A 23,026-nucleotide genomic window follows, 5' to 3' on the forward strand; every position below is an offset into this window, starting at 1 on the left:
ACCCGTCTCAGAACGCACCTGGCCTGACACGCACTTTCCTCGACACTGCATCCCATAACGCAATGGCTTCGCCCGTCGTGAGGGATCCTTTATCGAGCTTTACAAACTTCCCCTGGATTTCCAGTTGCCCCCCGGTATCCATCTCCAGAGAAAGATACGGTGAAGAAGGTCCGCTCGTGGTGTCATTGACGGAGAGTGTGAATGTCTCGCCGCGTCCGTCTCCAGGTTTCAGACCTTCGAAGAGCCATTCTTCCGCCTTCAGACCGGAAAGTTCCACTGAGCCTTTGCGAATAACTTTGGCGTCCATTGCCTTCAGGGCGTCAAGTGTCTGAGAGTCGCCTGCATGCTGTAAGAGCGTCATCCCACCCTGTGACGCTGTATCGAGAGATATAACGAAAGAGACATCAGGGTTACTCGTCAATGTAAATCCTCCGCGCACGTACTGGCCGTCCGTTGCCTTCCCGGGTAGAAAACCGCCCGCGAAACATGTCCCCGGCGCGGTCGGAATTTCCTCGTTGCGGCGACCTTGCAGCTTTTCCAGCAAGTCAAAAACCAAACTTGTTTTCGCCGGTACCTCATTCTTCACGTCGAACTGCTTGACGATGGGATCACTGCTCCGATCCGGATTGGTGTAGTCGTAGGTTTTTACCTTCAGCAGGAAGCGATAACCCCGATCCCACTTGTAGCCCTCGATATAGCGTCTGTTCGGGGCCTCATAGATCGTTCCGCGATGGATAAAGTAGTAGGTATCTTCCCCCCGCGCTTTACCAGCCGCATACAGGAATGGATATGCATCCCGGCTCTTCGTTGCTTTCAGCGCCGCCTCGCGCTGCGCAACTTCCTGCCGCCAGGCGTCTTCGGTCATCGCCTTGGCTTCGATATCGACACCTCCGATCCTGGCGTAGCCGTATTCCGTTGCGTCCTCCGGCATATCGACCAGATAGCGGCCCACACAGCGGGTCTTCAAGTTTGCAGTCAGTTCAGTCACGATTTGCCTTTCCTGTTGGCTCAACGGTGGCGGCTTGTGATCGCACGCGGTAACGACAAATATCAGGCACGTAGCAGCCAGTGTTATGCACAAGCCCCTCATGTCTTGTAGTCCAGCGCTGCGCCCTTTACGCTCTGCACAATGCGCGTAATGGCATGAAGGGTGAATCGCCGCGTCGCGTCCAGCTTGTATGCCCCTTCGTGGTCGATACCTGCAAAGGCTGTACAGGCGTGCACCCGCTGGCTGGGAGCGCGGCCCGAGCGAACGGGGACCGTACCATCCCCGTGCTCGTCGGCATCCCGCAGGACGAACGTGGAAAACGTGGACTTACCGTTCTGCGTTGCCTCAATCATCTCGCCACCAGACGCAGGGTCGCCGCTGCCTCGTTTTCCGAGCAATTCGCCAATAGGTGGGGTGCCACCGCGCAGGAACGGCGGGGTCTGCTGCGTCCAAGTGACGTTGCCGTACGCCAGGTGTTTCTCATCGTCACCATAGAACGCGTAGGTGTTGGCGTGATACTTCCCGCTGATATCGTCGTGGAATGGCTGAACGTCGTCTAGTATTAGGTCCGCGAACGTCTTCCAATCCTGATCGATGGTCTTCTTTCCAGTGTCGAGTGGGTTGAGCAACTGGTCGTCGCACAGCCCCCACCAGGTACCACGCGCCGTATAGATCTGGCTGTAGGGATCGACCTTGCCGTTCTTGTCTGCCTGAGGTAGCGCAACAAATCGTTCGCCGTCCCTTATCCTTAGCCATCCCATGCCGTAGTCGCGACTCGGCAGCAGTTGCAACGGGCCGGGTGCGTTGCCAATCACCGCAGTCATGGCCGCAGCAGTCGGTCCTAGCGCCATTCCCGCTAATCCTTCAGTGCCCGGCTTCATCCGTTTGTAGGTGGCCGCTGCACCCGTGGCGGGCATCACGCCGTGCACGAAGCCCAGCACCGTGGCGCGCTTGCCCATGACTTCCGAGTAGTAGCGGGCCACCAGCCCGCCCATTGAGTGGGTGACGATAATCACCCTGTCGCACTGGTACTTGAACTGCTTGCGGTACCACGCCGTAATTTCCTCAATCCGGGAAGCCAGTCGGGCCGCTGATACAATGTTCGATTGCAGCCAGTTGTAGCCGACTACGTGCACCGGGAACTGGTACCTGTACGAGAGCGCAACTTCGGCGCGCTCCAGTTTTTCCAGGCCGGGCGTTACGATATGGCAAAGGCTCTCGCGTAACCCTCTGCGTCCATAGTCGGTGGCGGCGTGAGTGTCGTTCAGCGCATTTTCGAGCCACACCAGCCACTCACCGTAGCTCATGTACGCGACTTCGCCCCAGCCGCGACGGCGCAATTCGTCTTCGGTCTCTGCCGTGCCCGGAGGAATCTTGCCACCAGGGTGAACTTTAGTTTTTTCCGGATCAAGAAGCTGTCGGCGTTCGGCAGGTCTTTTTGACATCCATGCCTTAATGGTCGATGTGCTGTCAAGCAACCAAATCGGCTTTGGCACGGTGTCGGTAGTTTCGAGATTGGTGCCCATCACGCCAGGCACAAAGACCACCGGAATGACCCGATCCGGGACCATGTGGCACACCGCCGTGCTGTCATCAGGCGCTGAAGTGACGGATGAATAGTGAACGGATCCGTCGCTGGCAACCTTCGGCTGGATAATGCGTTCTTGTGTAGCCAATGCAGGCTTCTCCCATTTGCGAGCGCCGCGCTCAAGCGGGTTCTGGCAACACGCGCGGCCTGGTGCATCATCAGAACTGCATGGGTAAGAGTGGCCGCGATGCGGGACCATTTTCAGGTCCGTCTTCCTTGATAACCCTTTGGGGGACCGTACTTCAAGAAGCTCCAGCCGGAAAATCAAGGCCTCTTGACGGGGAGCAATGTGGCTGGCGGATGCGTGTCCAGTCAGCGCCTCGCTATGCGTGATTTTTACCGTTGGCCCGGTCGCTTTTGGCCGACAGAATGATCTCGGTTAGCTCTTCGTCGGTCGGTTCGCGATAATCGTGCGGCGCGGGTTCGCCGTCGGTTTTTACGTCAGCGTACAGGGTAGGCCGCCCGAAACCCCGGTCCAGCAGTTCGCGGATCGCCGCCAGCCTCCTCGTCTCGTTCTCGGCGTAGCGCATCAGTTCCGCCAGCCGCTCCACCGCCTCACCGGCAGAGACGCCCGCCAGCACCTTGATTTCCTGCGTCGCGTGGTTTGGCGTACCTGCCTTTCGCCCGCCCGACTCGCGTCCGATTGCCATGTTGCGCTCCGTCTATCCGCCTCTACTTTTGACGCGCCGTGTGCTGGCGGTTCGGTCATCGGCCTCGTCACAGGCGTCGCCTTCGTCATCACCCACGCGCCTGCGGCCCGGCTCTCAGCGAAACGGACTACAGCCGATTTCACGCTCGACCCAATGCGCCGCTTCGCTCAGGATTTCATTGCGGATACGCTCAAAAGCGGCCTGCCCCGCCAGCCTGGCGTCCATACCGGCTCCCTCGCGCACGCGTTGCCAATACCGGATGTTCTACACCGTCTGTTGCGACGGTTGCCACGCGAATGCGAACCCCTTCACGGGATCCGCAAAAACGCCCGCCATATTGATCTGCTCTGGAAATCCTGGACACAAATAAGTGTTAGTGTTTCGTAAGCCATTTCCCAATAGGAACGGGAGCTTGGCGATGAAGCGCAAGCAATACTCGGTGGAGCAGATCGTGGCCGCGCCCAAGCAGGCTGAACTGGGCATGCCAGTGGCGGATCTGGTTCGGCAACTGGGAATACCCGAGCAGACGTATTACAGACCGAGAAGCGACCGCTGCGAATGATCCGGAGCACGCCCCGGCGGCATAAGAATGCCGGCCTCTCTGAGCCACGGCACAAGCGCGCAACGCAAAAAACCGTTCGTCCATGAACGGCCTTTCTATGCGTGAACTGTGCGGGCCTTCGATAACGGCTATCGTCAGGAAAGATGCCCAGTCTTCGGACTGGGCTTTTTGCTTTGTGCCGTCATCTGCGCTCGGTGCTGAACGGCGGCTGCGTCACGCCATCGGCGACAGGGCATCCAGCGCCTCGCCCACCTCTGCGACCACTTCATCCCATCGCCCCAACTCGCGCTGCCTGAAAAGGCGCGCCGACGGATACCAGGGGCTATCGGAGCGCTGCGTCATCCAGCGCCAGTCCGTGCAGGTCGGCAACAGGATCCACACCGGCACGCCAGCCGCACCCGCAAGATGCGCGACAGAGGTGTCGACGGTCATCACGAGATCGAGCGACTGGACAATGGCGAGCGTGTCCACGAAGTTCGCGATCTCCGGCCCGAGCGGCGTGATGTCGATGTCGTGAGGCAATGCCTCAAGCTCGCTTTGCGCCCTGCCCTTCTGCAGCGAAAACCATGACACGCCACGCCGGGCAAGCACCGGCAGTAACGTGTGCAGCGCAAGCGAGCGGTAGCGGTCGAATTCGTAATCGGGGTTCCCAGCCCAGACGAACCCCACGCGGTGGTTGCGCGCACCACGATGTGCCCCGCCGGAAACCCGCTCGCGCCAACGAGCGACGCACTCGGGCGGCGCGCCCAGGTAAGTCATTGCCAGCGGCAGCATTTCCACCGTTAGCTTCATGGACTCTGGAAAGCGGAACATGCGACTCCAGAAGTCGTAGGGACCCGGCGGCAACGTCGTCCATGCCTTGTTCACACCGCGCGCGCATGCCGCGACGTCGCCAATCGCCTTGTCGACCCAGACATCGACCGTCGCGCCCTCGCGCTGCAGCCAGTCGATGTAGCGCAAGGATTGAAGCTGATCGCCCAGTCCCTGCTCGCCGATCAGCAAAAAACGCTGCCCGTTCACGGCTTCACCGGACCACTCCGGAAAGGCGGGACGCACGAGCGTACTGTTCTGCGGCAAGCGTTCGTGCCAGTGATAGTGCCGCCATCCTCGCTCGAAGTCGCCCTCGCGCAGCATCGTGACGGCGGCGTTGAACTGCACGTGTTCGTCGTCGGGCAGCAGGCGCGCTGCCGCTGCGGCGTGCTGCCGCATGCGGGCGTGCTCGCCGAGCATGTTCGACGCGTAGCTCGCGTTGTGATGCAGCTTTCCCCGGGTCGCATCGACGGCGAGTCCCTCCACCGCGACCTGATACGCGTCGTCGAAGCGATGGATTTCGTTGAGCCGCAACGCGAGGCTTTCGAGTGCTGCCGCGTTTGCCGCAAACTCGGCGCGCATCTGCGAGATTTGCGCGTTCAGTTCCGTGGGGCGTTCGAGACGCGCGAGGACCGTTAGCAACTCGAGGCCATCTGCGAGCCGTGAGGTTCTCACTGCGTGTGCGCGGCGCAGATACGCCGCGGCCGCTTCCAGGTGCGCGTCTTCGAAACTCAGTCGCGCAAGGCACCGCAAGGCGTGATGAAGCGAGGGCTCATAGTCGAGCGCCTTTTCGTAGTGGATGCGCGCCTCGGCGCGGCGCTTCGCCAGCTTGAGTACGTCGGCCAGGTTGCGATGCAAGCTGGCCGTGCCGCCGCCAAGCGCAATCGCACGATAGTAGAACGCCTCGGCGGCGACATGCTCGTTCGCCATCGCCGCGAGCAAGCCGCGATGCTCCCAGAGTTCGGCACGTTCGGGCGCGGCGCCGATTGCGCGGTCCAGATGGTCGCGCGCGAGGTCGCGTTGTCCGTCGCGAAAATACGAGAGCGCCAGGCGATGCAATACGTGCGCGTTATGTGGCTCGTGCGCGAGCAGCTCCCGGTAGGCGAGCAGCGCGTCGCGCGTTCTGCCCAGGTCGAAGTGCTGGTCTGCGAGCGCAAGCGCCGCCTTCGTGCGCGCTTGCTCGACCGAGGCTTCGGCCGGCGTGGTGGCATGGTCGCTCATCGTAGGATCGCGCCGGCAATGTGGCGCACTGGTCTGTTACGTTGCTATCTGGAAAAAGGCGTGCCGGTTGGCGTCGTGCGCGCCTTGCGTCAGCACCTTTTAAAGATAAGCAAGATCGCCACGCGACCGAATCAGACGTATCTGAAAACGGCTACGCGAATCCAGGCGCCCCGCGCTTCTCGCGCAGAAAGTCGATGAACGCACGCAGTTTGGGCGGCAACTGGGCGCGCCCGGCTGTATACAAATAGAAGCCGGGAAACGATGCGCCCCAAGACTCGAGCACCGGCACGAGCCGGCCTTCATCGAGCGGCGAGCGCACGTAATCTTCGATCACGTGCAACAGACCCACGCCCTGCTCCGCGGCGCGCACCATCGTGCGCAGATCGTTGGTCACGAAGCGGCCCTCGGTGACCACGTCGAACACGCGCCGGGGATCGTCCGGCTGCGCGAACTCCCAGCGGTAGACGCCGCCCGTCGCGAAGCGATAGTGCAGACAATCATGCGCGGCCAGATCGTCAGGAGTGACGGGGCGCGCGTGGCGTTCGAAGTATTCCGGCGAGCCCACCACGACGATGCGAATCGGCCCACCGATCGGCACCGCAACCATGCCGGGCGCCACCGATTCGCCGAGGCGTATGCCCGCATCGAAGCCCTCACCCACCAGATCGGCAAAACCGTCGTCGAGCGCGAGTTCGAGCTTGATCTGCGGATAGCGCATCATGAAGTCCGCGAGATGCGGCATGACGAGCAGCTCGCTCGCCACGCGCGGCAGATTGACGCGCAGGGTGCCGGCGGGCGCGTCGCGCGAAGCGTCGAGCGCGTCGAACGCCGCTTCGATCTGGGCAAGCGCGGGCTGCACGCGCGCGAGAAACTGCGCGCCGGCCTCGGTCAGCGCGACGCGGCGCGTCGTGCGATTGAAGAGCCTTACGCCGAGTTGCGCTTCGAGCGAACGCACGGCTTGGGAGAGTGCCGAAGTCGAGAAGCCCGCGGCGGACGCCGCGCGCGTGAAACTGCCATGCTGTGCGACGGCAGCCACGGCGAGCAGAGCGGGCAGGCGTCCCGCCAGCCCGGATGCGGCAGCCGGCACTGACGCCGGATCAGAAACCGGGCCCATGTCGCCTCCATTGTGAAGCTCAGCTTCACAGTGATTTCAGGTGGACCCGATTTTTCCACAAAAAGGAAAGGCGCAACATGAACTCGTATTCGCCACCCATCCTTTGAGGAAACCGCCATGAAACTCGACAGCTACACCCTGCTCGGCCGCTCAGGCCTGCGTGTCAGCCCCATCGCCCTCGGCACGATGACATTCGGCACCGAATGGGGCTGGGGCGCCGACGAAGCCTCCGCACAGCGACTGTTCGACCTCTATGTCGACGCGGGCGGCAACTTCATCGACACCGCCGACCTCTATACGGAAGGCACGAGCGAAACCTGGGTTGGGCGTTTCGCGGCGGCGCGCGGTCTGCGTGAGCGGCTCGTCATCGCCACCAAGTATTCCTACAACGCGGAATCGGGCAACCCGAACGCTGGCGGCAACCATCGCAAGAACCTGCTGCGTGCGCTCGATGGCTCGCTCAAGCGCCTCGGTACCGACTACATCGATCTCTACTACCTGCACACGTGGGACCGCATGACGCCCGCCGACGAAGTGATGCGCGCCATGGACGACGCGGTGCGCGCGGGCAAGATCCGCTACGTGGGTCTCTCCGACGTGCCCGCCTGGTACGCGGGCCGTGCGCAGACGCTGGCCGATTGGCGCGGCTTCGAACCGGTGGCCGCCATGCAACTCGAATACTCGCTGATCGAACGCAACGCGGAGCACGAATTCGCCGACCTGGCGACGCAACTCGGCATGGGGCTCGTGCCGTGGAGTCCGCTCGGTATGGGCGTGCTGTCGGGGAAATACCGGCCGTCGCAGGCAAGCGGAGGCGTGAGCGGCGCGGGCCGCCTGCAGACGGTGGGCGCGAAGGCGCCGCCCGGCTTCGACAAGCTCTCGGCGCACAACTTCGCGATCGTCGCCGAGCTTGAGCAGGTCGCGCGCGAGGCCAATCGGCCGATGGCTCAGGTTGCGTTGAACTGGCTGTATCAAAAGCGCGGCGTGGCGAGCATCATCGTCGGCGCAACCCAGGCTGCGCAACTCGAACAGTCGCTCGGCTCGCTCGACTTCACGCTCGTCCCCGAACTGGTCGCGCGCCTCGATGCAGCCTCCGAACCCGCACACCCGTTTCCGTATTACATGTTCGCGGACGGCCACCAGTCACGCATTCATGGCCAGGTGGACGTGCGCGCGACGCCCGCGAACCATGCTCACGTGCAACGCGTGCCGGCGCCGCCGAAGGACCAAACGTAACGAATTATCGGAGTGCATCAATACGCCGCGCCCGAATGCGCGGCTATTTACGCACGTTCGGTCATTAAGTCGCGGCCAAATGACGCGGTACAAATTAATCGCCCAATCGGATAGAAACGGACACTTACATAGTTTTAATTCTTATTAACGTTTCGACGTCAACGGCCAAGCATAATCGTCCGTTGTAGATGAATGATGGGTGCACGCTGATCCGGGCAGAGCGGCCCGCACTTGCGGCGGCGCGCAACACAGGCGCGGCATGACGTCAGGGCGAGCGCGGGTCTCAGAGCCGGGGGAAGTGCGATTGAGGCGTTGTGCGACTGCAGCAGCCGGTGCGCGGGAGATTCGGAGAATGAGGAGCCGAACTCGATTCACGCAGCATGCGCGAGTGCGAAGGACATCTCAACAATTATATTCCCGCGCCGTTATTCATTTGTATCGCTGTGCGAAGAAAGCAACACGCGTGCGAGAAAAGCACTGTTACGGTAAGCGGGACTAGCGCAGTAGAAGTGCCGAGCCGGATAATCGGCTTACATAGGAGAAAGATCATGGACGCCAAACCGCCAAGGATTCCGACCCCGGACCAAGTCTTCAGCCCGGATCCGGAACCGGTGGCCGTTGAGTTTCTCGGCGACGAATTGCCTGCTCACGTGCGGGCTTTTCTGGACGAGCAACGCAAGGCACACGAACAGAAGTAACGGGGAAACGCACACGTTCGCGCTCGCGTGAGTCTGCGTGATACCGCGCGTTGCAGACGTTCGTGTGCAAATCGACACGCGTAGTACGGGGACGCGCGTGTCACGCTGCGCGCGCGGTTCTGCGCCGTTGCGCGCTATTGCCGTTATCGCTCGGCACGCTCGATCGAGAGCGCGCCTTCATGCGACCATCGCAATTCGATCTCTGCGTCGTTAGACGCAAGTGCGGCATAACCGGCTATGCTTCGGTTTTTATTGCCGGCGTCTTTCTACCACTCGATGACACTGTTGACCCGCGCGAGCGCGCGTTGCGCTGCTGCGCTGCTCTTCGCCTTGCCGATCGCATCCGTCCACGCCGACGGTGACGACACCGCCCTGACCAACCTCGTCGCGCTCGTTTCGCAGCGGCTCGCGCTCGCCGAGCCGGTCGCGCACTGGAAATGGCAACATCACAAGCCGATCACCGATACGCCCCGTGAAGACGCCTTGCTCGCCGACGTGCAAAAGCGCGCCACGGCTGCCGGCGTCGATCCAGCGTTTGCGCGGGCGTTCTTCCGCGATCAGATCGATGCCAGCACACAGATGCAAAAGTCGCTGTTCGACACATGGCGTGCCTCGCAGGCGCCCAGCGACCCGGCGCCAGATCTCGCCACGGCCACTCGGCCCCAACTCGACAGACTCACCGGGCAATTGATCGGCGCGCTCGCACGCGTGCAGTCAATGCGCGGCGCACCGGATTGCCCGGCGCGAGTCGCACGAACCGTTGCGAACTGGAAGGAACTCACCCGATACGACTCCGCGCGCACGAATGCGATGCATCAGGCGCTGGAGCATGTGTGCGAATCGGGCGGCGTAGGCGGCGTCGCCTGAGGGCTCGCAAGGGCTGCTAGGCCGCGCTCGTGAGGCCGTCAACCTCGGACGGCTGCAGCACCTGCACGCGCAGACCGCGCTCGAAGTGCGTCTGCAGAATGCGCCAGGTCGAAATCTCGAACACCCGCTCGACGCTGCGGTCCACCAGCGCCTCAGCCTCTGCCGTGCTGGGAAAGGCGCCCATATAGCACCAGCGATCGATCAGGTGATAAACGTCGACGCCGGTCGTCGAGTCCTGCTCCGGCACGACCACCGCGCCGTCGAATGGCCAGGGAGCTGCCCCAAGGTCGGCAGGGTCGCGCTTCGACACACGCGGCACGCGATTGAACGAGGGCTTGAGCGTTGCGATCCATTGCGCCTCGACAAGGAGCGCGCCAAGCTCGCCGCCTGTCGCGCGCCACTCCACGCGGCGCACCTGCTGTGCCATCCGTTGTTCGCGCGATGAGCGCCGCTCCCCCGAAAGATGCGCGCGCACGCGCTGCCGTACCCGCACGCTGCGTCCCACGTAGAGCGGCACGTCGTTCTCGCCATAGAACGCATAAACGCCGTGACCTGCCGGCGCGGTATCGATGAGTTCGTCGGTGATATCGCCGGCCAGTACGTGACGGCGCGTCGTGCGCTCGATCTGCGACGCCAGCGCGTCGCCCGGCACCAGCGCGGGCAGGCGCTGCCAGAACTGCCAGAGGAGATCGGCGTCGGCGAGCGCGCGATGGCGATCCGATAGCACGAGAGCATGGCGCTCGACGAGCGCGTCGAGCCCGTGGCGCTTCTCACCCGGGAAAAGCGCCCGCGACAGGCGAACGGTGCACAGCACGTCGGGGTTGAAGGAATAACCGGCACGCTCGAACTCGGCACGCAGGAAGCCGCGGTCGAAGGCCGCGTTGTGCGCCACGAAGAGCTTGCCGGCGAGTCGCCCATGAAGTTCCGCCGCAATGGCGGCGAAGCGCGGCGCGCCGCGCACCATCTGGTCCGTAATACCGGTGAGCTGCTGAATAAAGGGCGGGATAGGCTGACCGGGATCGACGAGGGTGCTCCATCGTGTCACCTGCCCTTGCGCCACCTCCACCACGCCAACTTCGGTAATCCGGTGCTCGGCTACCGAACCGCCGGTCGTCTCGAGGTCAACGAAGACGATGGGAAGGTCGCCGGCGGACTGTGCGGCGCTCAAGGAGGATTCAAGCATGGTGAAACGACAGGGGAAATGGAAAACGGCCCAAGTATGCACTGTTTGGGCGCGACACGCCGACGGTTCCGGCAGCGTAAGTGCGACTTTCGGCTTTTAGTGAAAACCCGAATCAGGAAAATCGCGAGATCTCAGGGTTTTCCCGATTAAATGCGCGAATAAAAACGTGACCACTAATATTGCTTGAATATCAATATGCCAAAAATAAAAAAGCCCCGGGGTTTGCCCGGGGCCTGGTGTTGATGAGCGCTCGCACAGCGAGCGCTCGCACGCTGCACTTACAGCGGCTGGATGTTCGCGGCCTGCTTGCCCTTCGGGCCGACCTTGACGTCGAACGACACACGCTGGTTCTCCTTCAACGACTTGAAGCCGTCGGCGCGGATTTCCGAGAAGTGTGCGAACAGATCGTCGCCGCCGGCGTCAGACGTGATGAAGCCAAAGCCCTTCGCATCATTGAACCATTTGACGATACCGGTTTCCATGTTTCAGTTTCCCTCGAGATTTTAATGACGCGGGCAATAACCCTCACGCCGTATCCAGCCAATTCCCGCCGTCCCGCTTCAGCGAATTTCACGCTTTGAAACTTCAGCGGAACGAAAATCAGCTTTGCCGTTATACGGGGAACGTCAATCACCAGTCAAGAGAATTTTTTATAACAGCTTTCCCGATTCAACGATAAAAGCGGTACGCATCAAAAAACCGCAATAAAATCGTATGCGATTCGAATCAACATATAAAAGCGAGTCATTCTTACGCGATTATCTCGTTCGCGTCATTTCTACCGGGAAATTTTCCCGAAGTGTAACAATTCGTGTCAAACGTAAGTGTTTCTCCCGGTTGTTCGAGTAATACATTCAATTCATGATTTGTATTGATAGCGGCATCGGAGGTCATCATGCTGACGACTCTGCGGCGATGGATTCACTGGCTCGTACAAACGGACGGGATTGCGCCAACGGCTGAAGAAGCCGAAACCTATGGCGCATGGCACGGGGACCATTGGCACAACCTGCTGTGTTCCCCAATGGACGCAAGGCACTACGTAATGGAAGACTGGAGCCTGCAGCCTGAGCCGCCCCAAGCGGGCACCCAGTAAGAGGTGCGCGTGGCCAGAAGACGGGCAAAAAAAAGCGCGGCTGAAAAGGCCGCGCCGACAAAGGTTTGGAGATCTTTTTCGTCAACGAAAAAGTCTGCTTCGGAAAGCAGCAATTGAAGTATAGCCGGACCCCGGTCTGACGATTAAGCATACGACGCACAATCATCTGTTACGCCGGACGCAATAATCAGTTGAGACCAATTTAAACCGTTTTTCACAATCAATTGTTGTAGCGATCGCACAACGCTCGCGCGGTTGACAGTTTCATCCCCTTCCAGAGAAATCCGCTCAAAGCCTTTACCAGCAGGGCTCAAGACGAGCGCGATAATCATTTCCGATAGCGCAATACTTTATTGCGAAATTCGGAATACCCCCTCTTCGAGCACCCTCTCTACACTCTGCCTGTCTGGAAACCGCCTCGGACGGATTAATTCGTACCACGCGAACTTTGCCTCTCGCTGCGCTTCGCATGGACGGTTTCCCAAACAGGGTTCAACGAAACCCACCTCTGTTCTCGGAGTTTACAAAGATGAAAAAGACTCTCATGGTCGCTGCCCTGACGGGCGTTTTTGCAACGGCTGCACACGCGCAAAGCAGCGTTACGCTGTACGGCCTGATCGACGCAGGCATCACCTACTCGAACAACCAGCGCGTGAGCGCAACGAGTGGTCACAGCGCGTGGCAAGCCACGAGCGGCACGGTCAACGGCAGCCGTTGGGGCCTGCGCGGTGCTGAAGACCTCGGTGGCGGTCTGAAGGCCATCTTCACGTTGGAAAACGGCTTCAACATCGACAACGGCAACCTCGGTCAAAAGGGCCGCATGTTCGGCCGTCAAGCGTTTGTGGGTCTGGCTAGCGACCAGTACGGCGCGGTCACCCTCGGTCGTCAGTATGACTCCGTCGTCGACTACCTCGCACCGCTGTCGAACACCGGCACGCAATACGGTGGCACGATCGCTGCTCACCCGTTCGACAACGACAACCTGAACAACTCGGTTCGTTTCAACAACACGGTCAAGTACTCGAGCGTCAACTACGCTGGCTTCAAGTTCGGCGGTACGTACTCGTTCTCGAACAGCACCGAATTCGCGAACAACCGTGCTTATAGCTTCGGCGCGACGTATAACTACGCCGGCCTGAACTTTGCAGCTGCTTACCTGCACGCGAACAACAACATCAACAACCCGCAGTTCAACGCGGCTACGTTCTCGGGCGCACAAGCAGGCGACTACACCTTCGGTGCAGCTCGCCAAAGCACGTTCGGCGGCGGCGTGAACTACACGTTCGGCCCGGCAACCGCAGGTTTCGTCTACACGCAGACGCAACTGGGTAACGCGATTGGCATCTCGCCCACGCAGTCGGGTACGGCTAACGGCATCAATCTTCACGGAAACAGCGTACGTTTCCAGAACTTTGAAGGCAACATTCGTTACGCTCTGACCCCGGCTCTGAGCCTGGCCGGCGCGTACACGTACACGCGCACGAACTTCGGCGGCGGCGTGAACCCGAACTACAACACGGTTTCGCTGCAGTCGGACTACGCTCTGTCGAAGCGCACCGATGTGTACCTCCAGGGCAACTGGCAGCACGTCTCGTCGAACTCGGCGAACATCGGACCGTACCTGAACGGCCTGACGTCGGCTTCGGCAACGCAAGACCAGGTTGCTGTGACGGTCGGTATGCGTCACCGCTTCTAAGCAGCACGCTGCTGCCCGCTTCGGCCAGCACTGCAGCAAAAAAGGCACCCTCGGGTGCCTTTTTTATTTGCGCTGCGAAAGTTGAATTCAGGCGCGCGGCGGCGGATAGCGCACGTCCAGCACGTCGACCGGCTCCGGCCCCGCCGGCGTGTACAGCGTAACCTGATCGCCGATCTTCGCTTTCAGGAGCGCCCGCGCGATAGGCGAAATCCAGCTCACGTGACCGTGATCGAGATCGACCTCGTCGATACCGACGATCGTGATCGTGTGCGCCTCGCCGTCCTCGGTGCCGTACTCGACGGTCGCCCCGAAGAACACCTGGTCCACGCTCTCCTGCCGGCTGCTGTCCACGACTTCGGCCAGATCCAGCCGCTTCGTGAGAAAGCGGATGCGGCGGTCGATTTCGCGCAGACGGCGCTTGCCGTAAATGTAGTCGCCGTTTTCGGAACGGTCGCCGTTCGAAGCCGCCCACGAGACGAGTTTGACCACTTCGGGCCGTTCCTCGTCGATCAGGTGCAGCAACTCATTGCGCATGCGCTCGTAGCCGGCAGGCGTAATGTAGTTCTTCGTGCCGGCGGGGATCTCGGGGTGACCGGCTTCGAGATCATCGTCGTCGTTGTCGGTCGATTCTTTGACAAAGGCCTTGTTCATAATGGGATCACTGCGGTCCGTGTACTGGCTCACTCACAACTGCCAGCGTACACGAACCTCGCCCCAAGACAAATGACGATAAGGGTCTTCCCTTTTTTCGAACCCCTGCTATAATCTCACTTCTGCGTGCGGCTGTAGCTCAGTTGGATAGAGTACTTGGCTACGAACCAAGGGGTCGTGGGTTCGAATCCTGCCAGCCGCGCCATTTATTCGAAGCGTTTCCCGTCTAATGATCTGGGAAGGGTTTCAAGCAGTATAGTGTTGTAAGTAGTATCGTTTTAGCGTGCGGCTGTAGCTCAGTTGGATAGAGTACTTGGCTACGAACCAAGGGGTCGTGGGTTCGAATCCTGCCAGCCGCGCCACCAATTGAAGGGCCTTTCCATTCGGAAAGGCCCTTTGTCTTTTCAGCTGGGGAATGGGGTGTGCCTGCCGTCTCGTGCGAGGCGAGACCCTAGCGTGGCGGCGTACCGATGTCGCCGATCTGTGCGTCGGGTCGCGGCAGGTCTTCCACGTCGCCAATCGCGCTGGGTTCCGCCACAGGCTCCATGCCCATGCCCAGCAACGCCTGGGGCTGACGCAGCATCTCCCCTACCGTCTCACCAAAACGGCTTGTGACGAACGCCCGCAGCAGCGCCTCGCGCGTGGTTTCGCCGTGGGCTTTCACTGCACCCGATTCGCCCTCGAACTCCGCCACACAGGAAGCCGGCTCGCCTTCGCGAAGCTCGACGCGCTTTGCGCGGTCGAGCACCACGCCCGCCGCCTCCCACGAATCGGTGGGCATGAAGCGGCCATCCCATGGACGCCCGCGGTCGTTGCCGCGCACGGCGACTGTCTCGCCACTGTCGGTGAAATAGATTTCGCGCACGAAGTCCGGTAGACTGCGCGCCACCCAGTAATCGAGCGCCAGGCCGGTCAGTTCAGCTACGTTCATACGAGTCCCTCGTTTCGGGTCGAAGGAAGATGGCAAACTGACCGGCAAGCCCGGTCAGGCTGCCGCGAAGATGCGGCAATGGGATAACGATAGATTACCGCGCGATGCGCTCACTGGCGGTAGTCCATGCCACGGAACGGCACTTCGCGACGGGGCGCGCAGGGCTACGCGCCCCGAGCTTCGCCCCGATCAATAATCCGCGCGCTCGCGCTCGATGCGCATGCCGCCATCGTGGCGATGGTGCCCGTCGTCGCTCGAACGCTCGCGCGCGATGCGCATGACGTCCGGATTCGTGCGCACACGGCGCATGACGTTCGCGAGGTGCACGCGATCGCTCACCTGGATCACGAAACGCAACATGTTCGATTCCTGTGCCAGATCGTCGTCCATCGCGATGTGGACGATGTTGGCGTCCGCCGACGTGATGTCGGCCGCCACGCGGGCGAACACGCCCTTCGTGTTCTTCACGAGCACCTTCACGGCGACGTCGAACAACCGCCCCGGCTGCGGCGCCCACGCCACGTCGATCCAGCGGCCCGGGTCGCGCCGGTGGATACGTTGCGCGACGCGGCAGTCGGTCGTATGGATCGCCATCCCGAGACCGATGCCGATGTAGCCCATGATGTCGTCGCCAGGGATCGGGCGGCAGCACGCCGAAAGCTGCACCGACATGCCTTCGGTGCCCGTGATGACGACGGGCGGCGCCGGCGGCGCATTCGGGTCGCGCGGCGGATGATGATGCTCGGCGTCGTCGGCATCCTGGCCGCTCATCAGCACTTCGATGCGCTTGGCCATGACCGCCGCCACACGCCGGCCAAGACCGATGTCGGCGAAAATTTCCTGGCGGTTCTTGTTGCCGGTCCACTGGACCAGCTTCTCCCACACTTCCGGCGTGACCTCCGAAAGCTGGTAGCCGTAGCCCTTGAGCGCCTGATCGACGAGCCGCTCGCCCAGCTGCACCGACTCCGTGAGACGCATCGTCTTCAGGTAGTGCCGGATCGCCGAACGCGCCTTGCCGGTGCGCACGAAGCCAAGCCACGCCGGATTCGGCTTGGAGTACGGCGCCGTGATCACCTCGACGATGTCGCCGCTCTTGAGTTCGGTACGCAACGGCAGCAGCTCGTTGTTGATCTTCACGGCCACGCACTGGTTGCCGAGGTCGCTGTGGATCGAATAAGCGAAGTCGAGCGCCGTGGCGCCGCGCGGCAGCGCCATGATCTTCGACTTCGGCGTGAAGACGTACACGGCGTCCGGGAACAGGTCGATCTTGACGTGTTCGAGGAATTCGCTCGAGTCCCCGACTTCGCTCTGGATGTCGAGCAGCGACTTGAGCCACTGGTGCGCGCGCTTTTGCACGTCGTTCAGATCCGCGCCGCCGTTCTTGTAGAGCCAGTGCGCGGCCACGCCTGCCTCGGCGATTTCGTGCATCTTGCGCGTGCGGACCTGGAACTCGATGGGCGCGCCGAACGGGCCCACGAGCGTGGTGTGCAGGGACTGATAGCCGTTCACCTTGGGAATGGCGATGTAGTCCTTGAACTTGCCCGGAACCGGCTTGTAGAGCGCATGGAGCGCGCCGATACAGGTGTAGCACTCGAGCGCGGACTCGACCACGACGCGAAAACCGTACACGTCGAGCACCTGCGAGAACGACAACTGCTTGTCGCGCATCTTCTTGTAGATGCTGAAGATGGTTTTCTCGCGGCCCGTGACTTCGGCGTCGAGCTTCGCGTCGGCAATCGCGCGCTGCACCGCTTCCAGAATCTTGCTGACCACTTCGCGGCGATTGCCGCGCGCGGCCTTCACCGCCTTTTCGAGCGTGGCGTAGCGATTCGGGTTGAAGTTCGCGAAGCTCAGGTCCTGCAGCTCGCGATAGGTGTTGTTCAGGCCAAGGCGGTGCGCGATGGGCGCGTAGATGTCGATCGTCTCGCGCGCCACACGGCGGCGCTTTTCGGGCGGCACCGCACCGAGCGTGCGCATGTTGTGCAGCCGGTCGGCGAGCTTCACCAGAATCACGCGCACGTCGCGCGCCATCGCGAGCAGCATCTTGCGGAAGTTTTCCGCCTGCGCTTCCTCGCGGTTGCGAAACTCCATCTTGTCGAGTTTCGACAGGCCATCGACCAGTTCCGCGACCTTCGCGCCAAAGCGCTCGGCGAGTTCCGCCTTGGTCACGCCCTGGTCTTCCATCACGTCGTGCAGGAGCGCAGCCATGATGGACTGCGCGTCGAGCTTCCAGCCGGCGCAGATTTCCGCGACGGCGACGGGATGGGTGATATAGGGTTCGCCGCTCTGGCGATATTGCCCGAGGTGGGCTTCATCGCTGAAGTGGAACGCCGCCTTGACCTCCTTGATTTCCTCGGGGGTGAGGTAACCGGAGAGCGCAGCAGTCAGATTGGCGATGGAGACAACCCCGTGCTTGCGGGGCTGCTCCGGCGTCGCGGTCGGTCCGAACAGATGGCGAAACGACTGTTCGAGGACCGCGTCGATGTAATTGCGCGCAGGGCTCGTAGTCTCAGCTTCCTGGTCCACGTCGGTGGCCGGCGAGGGCGTAGTGCTCATGTTCCCCTCCGTATCAGGTTTGGCGTTGACGATTAAGCCGGTTGATGCAACTGCGCGCGGTACAAACTACATGCCTGGCGCAATGCCTGCGAACGCGCCCTTAGACGGGCACCTTCTTCAGCATTTCAAGGCCGACCTGGCCAGCCGCGATCTCGCGCAGCGCGACAACGGTTGGCTTGTCGCGGCTTTCGATCTTGGGCGTGTGACCTTGTGCGAGCTGGCGCGCGCGATAAGTCGCAGCGAGCGCCAGTTCGAAGCGGTTCGGAATCTGTTTCAGACAATCTTCGACGGTGATGCGGGCCATGTCGGGTTCCTTCTCATTCTCAGCAGGTTCTTATTCTACCTTATGTGCCCGATGCGCCGGGCTGCGGTTGGTGGATACCGAGCTGCACGAAGAGCTCGGTATGCCGCGCGTATTGCGAAGCGAAGCGCAAGCGCGTGGCGCTCACGATATTGCGCAGCTCCTGCAACGCGCGATCGAAGTTCTCGTTGATCACGACGTACTCCGATTCGCTCGCGTGTGCGATCTCGCTGCCCGCTGCAAGCAGGCGTCGCGTGATGACGTTCGGCTCATCTTCGCCGCGCTTTTTCAGGCGGTCGGCGAGCGCTTCGAGCGACGGCGGCAGGATGAAAATTTCCACTGCATTGCGGAACTGCTTCTTCACCTGCTGCGCGCCTTGCCAGTCGATTTCGAGCAGGACGTCATGCCCGATTTTCATCTGGTCTTCGATCCACACGCGCGAAGTGGCGTAGTAGTTGCCATGCACTTCAGCGCTCTCGAGAAACTCGCCCGCGGCGTGGCGCGTGAGGAAGTCGTCGACGTTCGTGAAGTGATAGTGCTCGCCGTCGCGCTCCTTCGAACGCGGCGCGCGCGTCGTGTACGAAACCGACAGGCGGATCGCGCTGTCTTCGGCGAGCAGCGCGTTCACGAGCGTTGACTTGCCCGCACCCGAAGGCGCCACCACCATGAAGAGGTTGCCGGGGTACATGCCCGCATACGGATTGCGCTTCTTGTCGTGCTTCGCATCCGTTTTGGGGGCGCTGCTTTGGTCGGTCATGTTCGTTGCTTCCTTATTCGAGATTCTGGACCTGCTCGCGCATCTGCTCGATGAGCAGCTTGAGCGTCATCGAGGCGTCTGCAAGTTCCTTCGCCGCCGCCTTCGAGCCAAGCGTGTTCGCTTCGCGGTTGAGCTCCTGCATCATGAAGTCGAGACGCTTGCCGACGCGGCCGCCCTTCTCGATCACGTGCCGCGTTTCGTTCAGGTGCGCCGTAAGGCGCGAGAGCTCTTCGGCGATGTCGATGCGAATGCCGTACATCGTCACTTCCTGGCGAATGCGCTCGGCAATTTCCTCGCGCGAAATATTGCCGATGCTGCCACCGTTGCCATTGCTGTCCGGCGCGGCGATGCCGAGCGCTTCCTGCAGACGCTCGACGATCTTCTGCTGGTGCTTCGCGATCAGCTCGGGCACGAGCGGCGTGATGCGCGCGACGATCGTCTCCATTTCGGTGACGTTCGCAAGCAGCATGTTGGCGAGCTGCGCGCCTTCGCGAGCACGCACTTCGATCAGATCGGCGATGGCCTGCTTGCCGCAGCCGAGCACGGCGTCGCGCAGCACTTCGGCCTCGACGCCGCTTTCCGCCAGCACGCCGGGCCAGCGCAGGATCTCGCCCGTGCGCAGGCGGCCCGACTCAGGAAACGCTTCGAGCACGGCGCGCTCGAGCCCGGCGAGCTGGTCGAGCGCGTCGCGGTTGAGCGCGCCCGCGCTCGCGCCTTGCTCGCTCTTCTGGATGTTGATGCGGATGTCGACCTTGCCGCGCGAGAGCTTCGTCATCAGCATTTCGCGCAGCGTGGGCTCGCACACGCGCACGTCTTCGGGCATGCGGAAGTTCAGGTCGAGAAAGCGCGAATTCACCGTGCGCAATTCGACTGAGACACTGGCGCCGCCCGTGCCCGAAGCCGCAGCAAGCTCGCGCGTGGCGCTGGCATAGCCGGTCATGCTGTAAATCATGGTTCGTCTCGCGAAGAAAGCCGTGGCGTCGTGCGCAGCGCGCGCGGGTCACGGCAGGGGAATCGAGGCGCCCGGCGTGTTGTCGCGAATGGACGAAAAGCGCGGGGCGGAGAAACCGTATTATCCCATTTTTGAGGGCGCGCCTTCGCAAGCGCGGGCTGCATGGCGCGCCAGGCCCACGCGGCCCCATTTCGGCCTGCCGGCGGCGTCCATCGCGAGGCGCGCTTAGGCGGTAAAATCATGGTTTCCCCTTCCCTCTCGTGCCCTCGCGCACCTTCACGATGACCCAATCCAACCAGCGCCCCTCCGGCCGCGCCGCCGACCAGCTTCGCGAAGTCCGCATCACTCGCAACTACACGAAGTACGCCGAAGGATCGGTCCTCGTCGAGTTCGGCGACACGAAGGTGCTGTGCACCGCGAGCGTGTCCGAAAGCGTGCCGCCGTTCCTGCGCGACAAGGGCCAGGGCTGGCTCACCGCCGAGTACGGCATGCTGCCGCGCGCCACGCACACGCGCAGCGACCGCGAAGCCGCGCGCGGCAAGCAAACCGGCCGCACGCAGGAAATCCAGCGCCTGATCGGCCGCGCCATGCGTGCGGTGTTCGACCTGGAGGCGCTCGGCGCGCGCACCATCAACCTCGATTGCGACGTGCTGCAAGCCGATGGCGGCACGCGCACCGCGAGCATCACGGGCGCGTTCGTGGCGGCCCACGACGCCGTCTCGAAGCTGCTGGCCACGGGCCGCATCGAGCGCTCGCCGATCACCGACTACGTTGCCGCGATTTCGGTCGGCGTGTATGAAGGCGTGCCGGTGCTCGACCTCGACTATGACGAAGACTCGCAATGCGACACCGACATGAACGTCGTCATGACGGGCTCGGGCGGCATGGTCGAAGTCCAGGGCACGGCAGAAGGCGCGCCATTCTCGCGTGAAGAACTGAACGCGCTGCTCGACCTGGCGCAAAGCGGCATCCGCTCGCTGATCGAGAAGCAGAAGGCGGCGCTGGAGATCTCGCATGGCTGATTTGCAGCCGGATTCAGCGGCGAAAAGCGCGGCTCACGCGCTCTCGCGCGTCGTGCTCGCCTCGAACAACGCGGGCAAACTGCGCGAGTTCGCGGCACTGCTCGGCGCGGCCGGCATCGAGCTCGTGCCGCAAGGCGCGCTGAACGTGCCCGAAGCCGAGGAGCCGCATCCCACCTTCGTGGAGAACGCGCTCGCCAAGGCACGCCACGCGGCGAAGCTCACGGGCCTGCCAGCGCTCGCCGACGATTCGGGCCTGTGCGTACGTGCGCTGCGCGGCGCGCCGGGCGTGTTTTCGGCGCGCTACGCGCAACTGGCGGGCGGCGAGAAAAGCGACGCGGCGAACAATGCGCTGCTCGTCGCGAACCTGAAAGATCACGCGGATCGCCGCGGCTACTACTTTTGCGTGCTCGCACTCGTGCGCCATGCCGACGACCCCGAGCCGCTCATCGCCGAAGGCCGCTGGCACGGCGTGGTGCTCGACGCGCCGCGCGGCGACAACGGCTTCGGCTACGACCCTTACTTCTACGTCCCGGAGCTGGAGGCCACGGCCGCCGAACTCGATCCGGCGCTCAAGAACGCGTCGAGCCATCGCGCAGTCGCCCTGCGCCAGCTGCTCGCGCGACTGCAGGAGGAAGCGTGAGCCAGCAGCATCGAATCGGCATCGACGTGGTCCAGTCCTTCACGATGCCTGGCAGCATTCGCCTCACTTCGCTGCCGCCGCTCGCGCTCTACGTGCATTTCCCGTGGTGCGTGCGCAAGTGTCCCTATTGCGATTTCAACTCGCATGAGTGGAAGGGCGAGCGCTTCCCCGAAGACGAATATCTCGACGCGCTGCGCGCCGATCTCGAACAGGCGTTGCCGCTCGTCTGGGGCCGCCAGGTGCATACGGTGTTCATCGGCGGGGGGACGCCCAGCCTGCTTTCCGCAGCAGGTCTGGATCGGCTGCTCTCGGATGTGCGCGCCCTGCTGCCGCTCGACGCCGATGCCGAGATCACGCTCGAAGCGAATCCCGGCACGTTCGAAGCCGCGAAGTTCGCACAGTTTCGCGCCAGCGGCGTGAACCGGCTCTCGGTGGGCATCCAGAGTTTCAACGAAGCGCATCTGAAGGCGCTCGGGCGCATTCATGACGCGGCGCAGGCGCGCCACGCGGTCGAGGTCGCGGCGAATACTTTCGACAACTTCAACCTCGACCTGATGTTCGCGCTGCCGCAGCAAACGCTCGCCGAATGCCAGGCCGACATCGAGACGGCGCTCTCGTTCAAGCCACCGCATCTGTCGCTGTATCACCTGACGCTCGAACCGAACACGCTGTTCGCAAAGTTCCCGCCCGCCCTGCCCGATGACGACCAGTCCGCCGATATGCAGGACTGGATTCACGAGTGCACGTCGGGCGCGGGATATGGACGCTACGAGGTTTCGGCGTACGCCCAGCCGGATCGCCACTGCCGGCATAACCTCAACTACTGGCGCTTCGGCGACTACCTCGGGATCGGCGCGGGCGCGCATACGAAGCTCTCGTTTCCGAACCGCATCGTGCGCCAGGCGCGCTACAAGCATCCGGCGACCTTTATCGAGCAGGCGCGGGCGGGCACGCCGGTCCAGGAAGAGCACGAAGTCAACGCGCGCGACTTGCCGTTCGAGTTCATGCTCAATGCGCTGCGGCTCGTGGAAGGGTTTCCGGTGCATCGCTTCATCGAACGCACGGGCCTGCCCATCACGACGATCGAACCGGCGCTGCAGGAAGCCGAGCGGCGCGGGCTCATTACGCGCGATTATGAAAAAATCGCGCCGACGGAGTTGGGGCAGCGCTTTCTGAACGACTTGCAGGCGCTGTTCCTGAAAGACCCGCACTAAGGTCGATCTGGATCGACTGGGCGAGTGCCGCCGCGCTCATGTTTCGGGTTACAATGCGCGGCTCCGGAGGTGTGGCAGAGTGGTTGAATGCACCGGTCTTGAAAACCGGCGAAGGGGTAACCCTTCCGTGAGTTCGAATCTCACCGCCTCCGCCAAATCGTGAAACTTGGCGCGTCTGAGCGCCAGCGTGTCGTCAAAGCGCCGGCCGTCAGGCCGAAATGCCGCTGATCAACGAGGTGCCGCTCCTGCGCCACGAGAGAGTGCGTGGCTGATATCGCGCGATAAATGATCAG

21 protein-coding genes, 3 tRNA genes and 1 pseudogene are annotated in these 23,026 nt (G+C 62.2%); 12 read left to right on the forward strand and 13 right to left on the reverse strand.

The window, feature by feature from the left end; all coding sequences use genetic code 11:
- Nucleotides 1-7: 7 nt before the first annotated feature.
- From L0U83_RS10290 to L0U83_RS10300, 3 genes are all read right to left on the reverse strand, one after another.
- The gene (locus tag L0U83_RS10290; RefSeq protein ID WP_233882415.1) at nucleotides 8-988 is read right to left on the reverse strand and encodes a Tli4 family immunity protein; all 981 of its coding nucleotides are present in this window, start codon (nucleotides 986-988) and stop codon (nucleotides 8-10) included.
- Between the two features lie 98 nt (nucleotides 989-1,086).
- Complete coding sequence (locus tag L0U83_RS10295; RefSeq protein WP_233882416.1) at nucleotides 1,087-2,664, reverse strand: esterase/lipase family protein; 1,578 nt, start codon at nucleotides 2,662-2,664, stop codon at nucleotides 1,087-1,089.
- A 235-nt stretch (nucleotides 2,665-2,899) separates the two neighbouring features.
- Nucleotides 2,900-3,226, reverse strand: coding sequence for a hypothetical protein (locus L0U83_RS10300; RefSeq protein ID WP_233882417.1), 327 nt, complete (start codon nucleotides 3,224-3,226; stop codon nucleotides 2,900-2,902).
- A 418-nt stretch (nucleotides 3,227-3,644) separates the two neighbouring features.
- On the opposite strand from L0U83_RS10300, the pseudogene L0U83_RS10305 reads away from it, so the two are divergent.
- Nucleotides 3,645-3,764, forward strand: a pseudogene (locus L0U83_RS10305) (transposase); the annotation flags it as partial.
- Between the two features lie 237 nt (nucleotides 3,765-4,001).
- Here the strand turns inward: L0U83_RS10305 and L0U83_RS10310 are convergent.
- Together L0U83_RS10310 and L0U83_RS10315 are read right to left on the reverse strand one after the other, a co-directional pair.
- On the reverse strand, nucleotides 4,002-5,819 hold the full coding sequence (locus L0U83_RS10310) for a tetratricopeptide repeat-containing glycosyltransferase family protein (protein ID WP_233882418.1): 1,818 nt from the start codon (nucleotides 5,817-5,819) through the stop codon (nucleotides 4,002-4,004).
- Between the two features lie 151 nt (nucleotides 5,820-5,970).
- Complete coding sequence (locus L0U83_RS10315) at nucleotides 5,971-6,933, reverse strand: LysR family transcriptional regulator (RefSeq protein ID WP_233882419.1); 963 nt, start codon at nucleotides 6,931-6,933, stop codon at nucleotides 5,971-5,973.
- 117 nt (nucleotides 6,934-7,050) lie between these two features.
- Here L0U83_RS10315 and L0U83_RS10320 point away from each other — a divergent pair, with 117 nt between their 5' ends.
- The 3 genes from L0U83_RS10320 to L0U83_RS10330 all read left to right on the forward strand — a co-directional run bounded on the left by L0U83_RS10320 (nucleotide 7,051) and on the right by L0U83_RS10330 (nucleotide 9,734).
- A complete protein-coding gene (locus L0U83_RS10320) occupies nucleotides 7,051-8,169 on the forward strand; it encodes an aldo/keto reductase (RefSeq protein WP_233882420.1) in 1,119 nt (372 codons plus the stop codon).
- 548 nt (nucleotides 8,170-8,717) lie between these two features.
- Complete coding sequence (locus L0U83_RS10325) at nucleotides 8,718-8,867, forward strand: hypothetical protein (protein WP_027795377.1); 150 nt, start codon at nucleotides 8,718-8,720, stop codon at nucleotides 8,865-8,867.
- A gap of 276 nt (nucleotides 8,868-9,143) precedes the next feature.
- On the forward strand, nucleotides 9,144-9,734 hold the full coding sequence (locus L0U83_RS10330) for a chorismate mutase (RefSeq protein WP_233882421.1): 591 nt from the start codon (nucleotides 9,144-9,146) through the stop codon (nucleotides 9,732-9,734).
- Between the two features lie 16 nt (nucleotides 9,735-9,750).
- Here L0U83_RS10330 and L0U83_RS10335 read toward each other — a convergent pair whose 3' ends face one another.
- Together L0U83_RS10335 and L0U83_RS10340 are read right to left on the reverse strand one after the other, a co-directional pair.
- Nucleotides 9,751-10,917 (reverse strand): exonuclease domain-containing protein, encoded by a 1,167-nt coding sequence (locus tag L0U83_RS10335; RefSeq protein ID WP_233882422.1) that lies wholly within the window; start codon nucleotides 10,915-10,917, stop codon nucleotides 9,751-9,753.
- Between the two features lie 278 nt (nucleotides 10,918-11,195).
- Nucleotides 11,196-11,399, reverse strand: coding sequence for a cold-shock protein (locus L0U83_RS10340; protein ID WP_028205165.1), 204 nt, complete (start codon nucleotides 11,397-11,399; stop codon nucleotides 11,196-11,198).
- Between the two features lie 413 nt (nucleotides 11,400-11,812).
- On the opposite strand from L0U83_RS10340, the gene L0U83_RS10345 reads away from it, so the two are divergent.
- Entirely contained in the window at nucleotides 11,813-12,013 is a 201-nt protein-coding gene (locus L0U83_RS10345) for a hypothetical protein (RefSeq protein ID WP_233882423.1), read from the forward strand.
- A 529-nt stretch (nucleotides 12,014-12,542) separates the two neighbouring features.
- Nucleotides 12,543-13,709, forward strand: a complete 1,167-nt coding sequence (locus L0U83_RS10350; protein WP_233882424.1) for a porin — start codon at nucleotides 12,543-12,545, stop codon at nucleotides 13,707-13,709.
- A gap of 87 nt (nucleotides 13,710-13,796) precedes the next feature.
- Here L0U83_RS10350 and greB read toward each other — a convergent pair whose 3' ends face one another.
- Complete coding sequence (gene greB / locus L0U83_RS10355) at nucleotides 13,797-14,360, reverse strand: transcription elongation factor GreB (RefSeq protein WP_233882425.1); 564 nt, start codon at nucleotides 14,358-14,360, stop codon at nucleotides 13,797-13,799.
- A gap of 128 nt (nucleotides 14,361-14,488) precedes the next feature.
- On the opposite strand from greB, the gene L0U83_RS10360 reads away from it, so the two are divergent.
- Together L0U83_RS10360 and L0U83_RS10365 are read left to right on the forward strand one after the other, a co-directional pair.
- Nucleotides 14,489-14,565, forward strand: a tRNA-Arg gene (locus tag L0U83_RS10360).
- Between the two features lie 80 nt (nucleotides 14,566-14,645).
- Nucleotides 14,646-14,722, forward strand: a tRNA-Arg gene (locus tag L0U83_RS10365).
- A gap of 89 nt (nucleotides 14,723-14,811) precedes the next feature.
- Here L0U83_RS10365 and L0U83_RS10370 read toward each other — a convergent pair.
- The 5 genes from L0U83_RS10370 to L0U83_RS10390 form a co-directional block, all read right to left on the reverse strand.
- On the reverse strand, nucleotides 14,812-15,291 hold the full coding sequence (locus tag L0U83_RS10370; RefSeq protein ID WP_233882426.1) for a phage protein NinX family protein: 480 nt from the start codon (nucleotides 15,289-15,291) through the stop codon (nucleotides 14,812-14,814).
- Between the two features lie 189 nt (nucleotides 15,292-15,480).
- Nucleotides 15,481-17,847, reverse strand: a complete 2,367-nt coding sequence (locus L0U83_RS10375) for a RelA/SpoT family protein (protein ID WP_233882427.1) — start codon at nucleotides 17,845-17,847, stop codon at nucleotides 15,481-15,483.
- 100 nt (nucleotides 17,848-17,947) lie between these two features.
- Nucleotides 17,948-18,151: a DNA-directed RNA polymerase subunit omega gene (gene rpoZ, locus L0U83_RS10380; RefSeq protein ID WP_006400783.1), complete on the reverse strand. Its 204-nt coding sequence runs from the start codon at nucleotides 18,149-18,151 to the stop codon at nucleotides 17,948-17,950.
- A gap of 40 nt (nucleotides 18,152-18,191) precedes the next feature.
- A complete protein-coding gene (gmk, locus tag L0U83_RS10385) occupies nucleotides 18,192-18,905 on the reverse strand; it encodes a guanylate kinase (RefSeq protein WP_233882428.1) in 714 nt (237 codons plus the stop codon).
- 13 nt (nucleotides 18,906-18,918) lie between these two features.
- Nucleotides 18,919-19,857, reverse strand: a complete 939-nt coding sequence (locus L0U83_RS10390; RefSeq protein ID WP_233882429.1) for a YicC family protein — start codon at nucleotides 19,855-19,857, stop codon at nucleotides 18,919-18,921.
- A 281-nt stretch (nucleotides 19,858-20,138) separates the two neighbouring features.
- Between L0U83_RS10390 and rph the strand changes: the two genes are divergently transcribed.
- The 4 genes from rph (at nucleotide 20,139) to L0U83_RS10410 (ending at nucleotide 22,888) form a co-directional block, all read left to right on the forward strand.
- Nucleotides 20,139-20,879 (forward strand): ribonuclease PH, encoded by a 741-nt coding sequence (rph, locus tag L0U83_RS10395; protein WP_233882430.1) that lies wholly within the window; start codon nucleotides 20,139-20,141, stop codon nucleotides 20,877-20,879.
- The gene (rdgB, locus tag L0U83_RS10400) at nucleotides 20,872-21,519 is read left to right on the forward strand and encodes an RdgB/HAM1 family non-canonical purine NTP pyrophosphatase (RefSeq protein WP_233882431.1); all 648 of its coding nucleotides are present in this window, start codon (nucleotides 20,872-20,874) and stop codon (nucleotides 21,517-21,519) included. Before rph ends, rdgB begins: the two co-directional genes overlap by 8 nt.
- 44 nt (nucleotides 21,520-21,563) lie before the next feature.
- Nucleotides 21,564-22,733 (forward strand): radical SAM family heme chaperone HemW, encoded by a 1,170-nt coding sequence (gene hemW, locus L0U83_RS10405; protein WP_233883863.1) that lies wholly within the window; start codon nucleotides 21,564-21,566, stop codon nucleotides 22,731-22,733.
- A gap of 65 nt (nucleotides 22,734-22,798) precedes the next feature.
- Nucleotides 22,799-22,888 (forward strand) — tRNA-Ser (locus tag L0U83_RS10410).
- Nucleotides 22,889-23,026 lie beyond the last annotated feature (138 nt).

The sequence above is a fragment of the Paraburkholderia flagellata genome (genome assembly GCF_021390645.1).
Lineage (GTDB): Bacteria > Pseudomonadota > Gammaproteobacteria > Burkholderiales > Burkholderiaceae > Paraburkholderia > Paraburkholderia flagellata.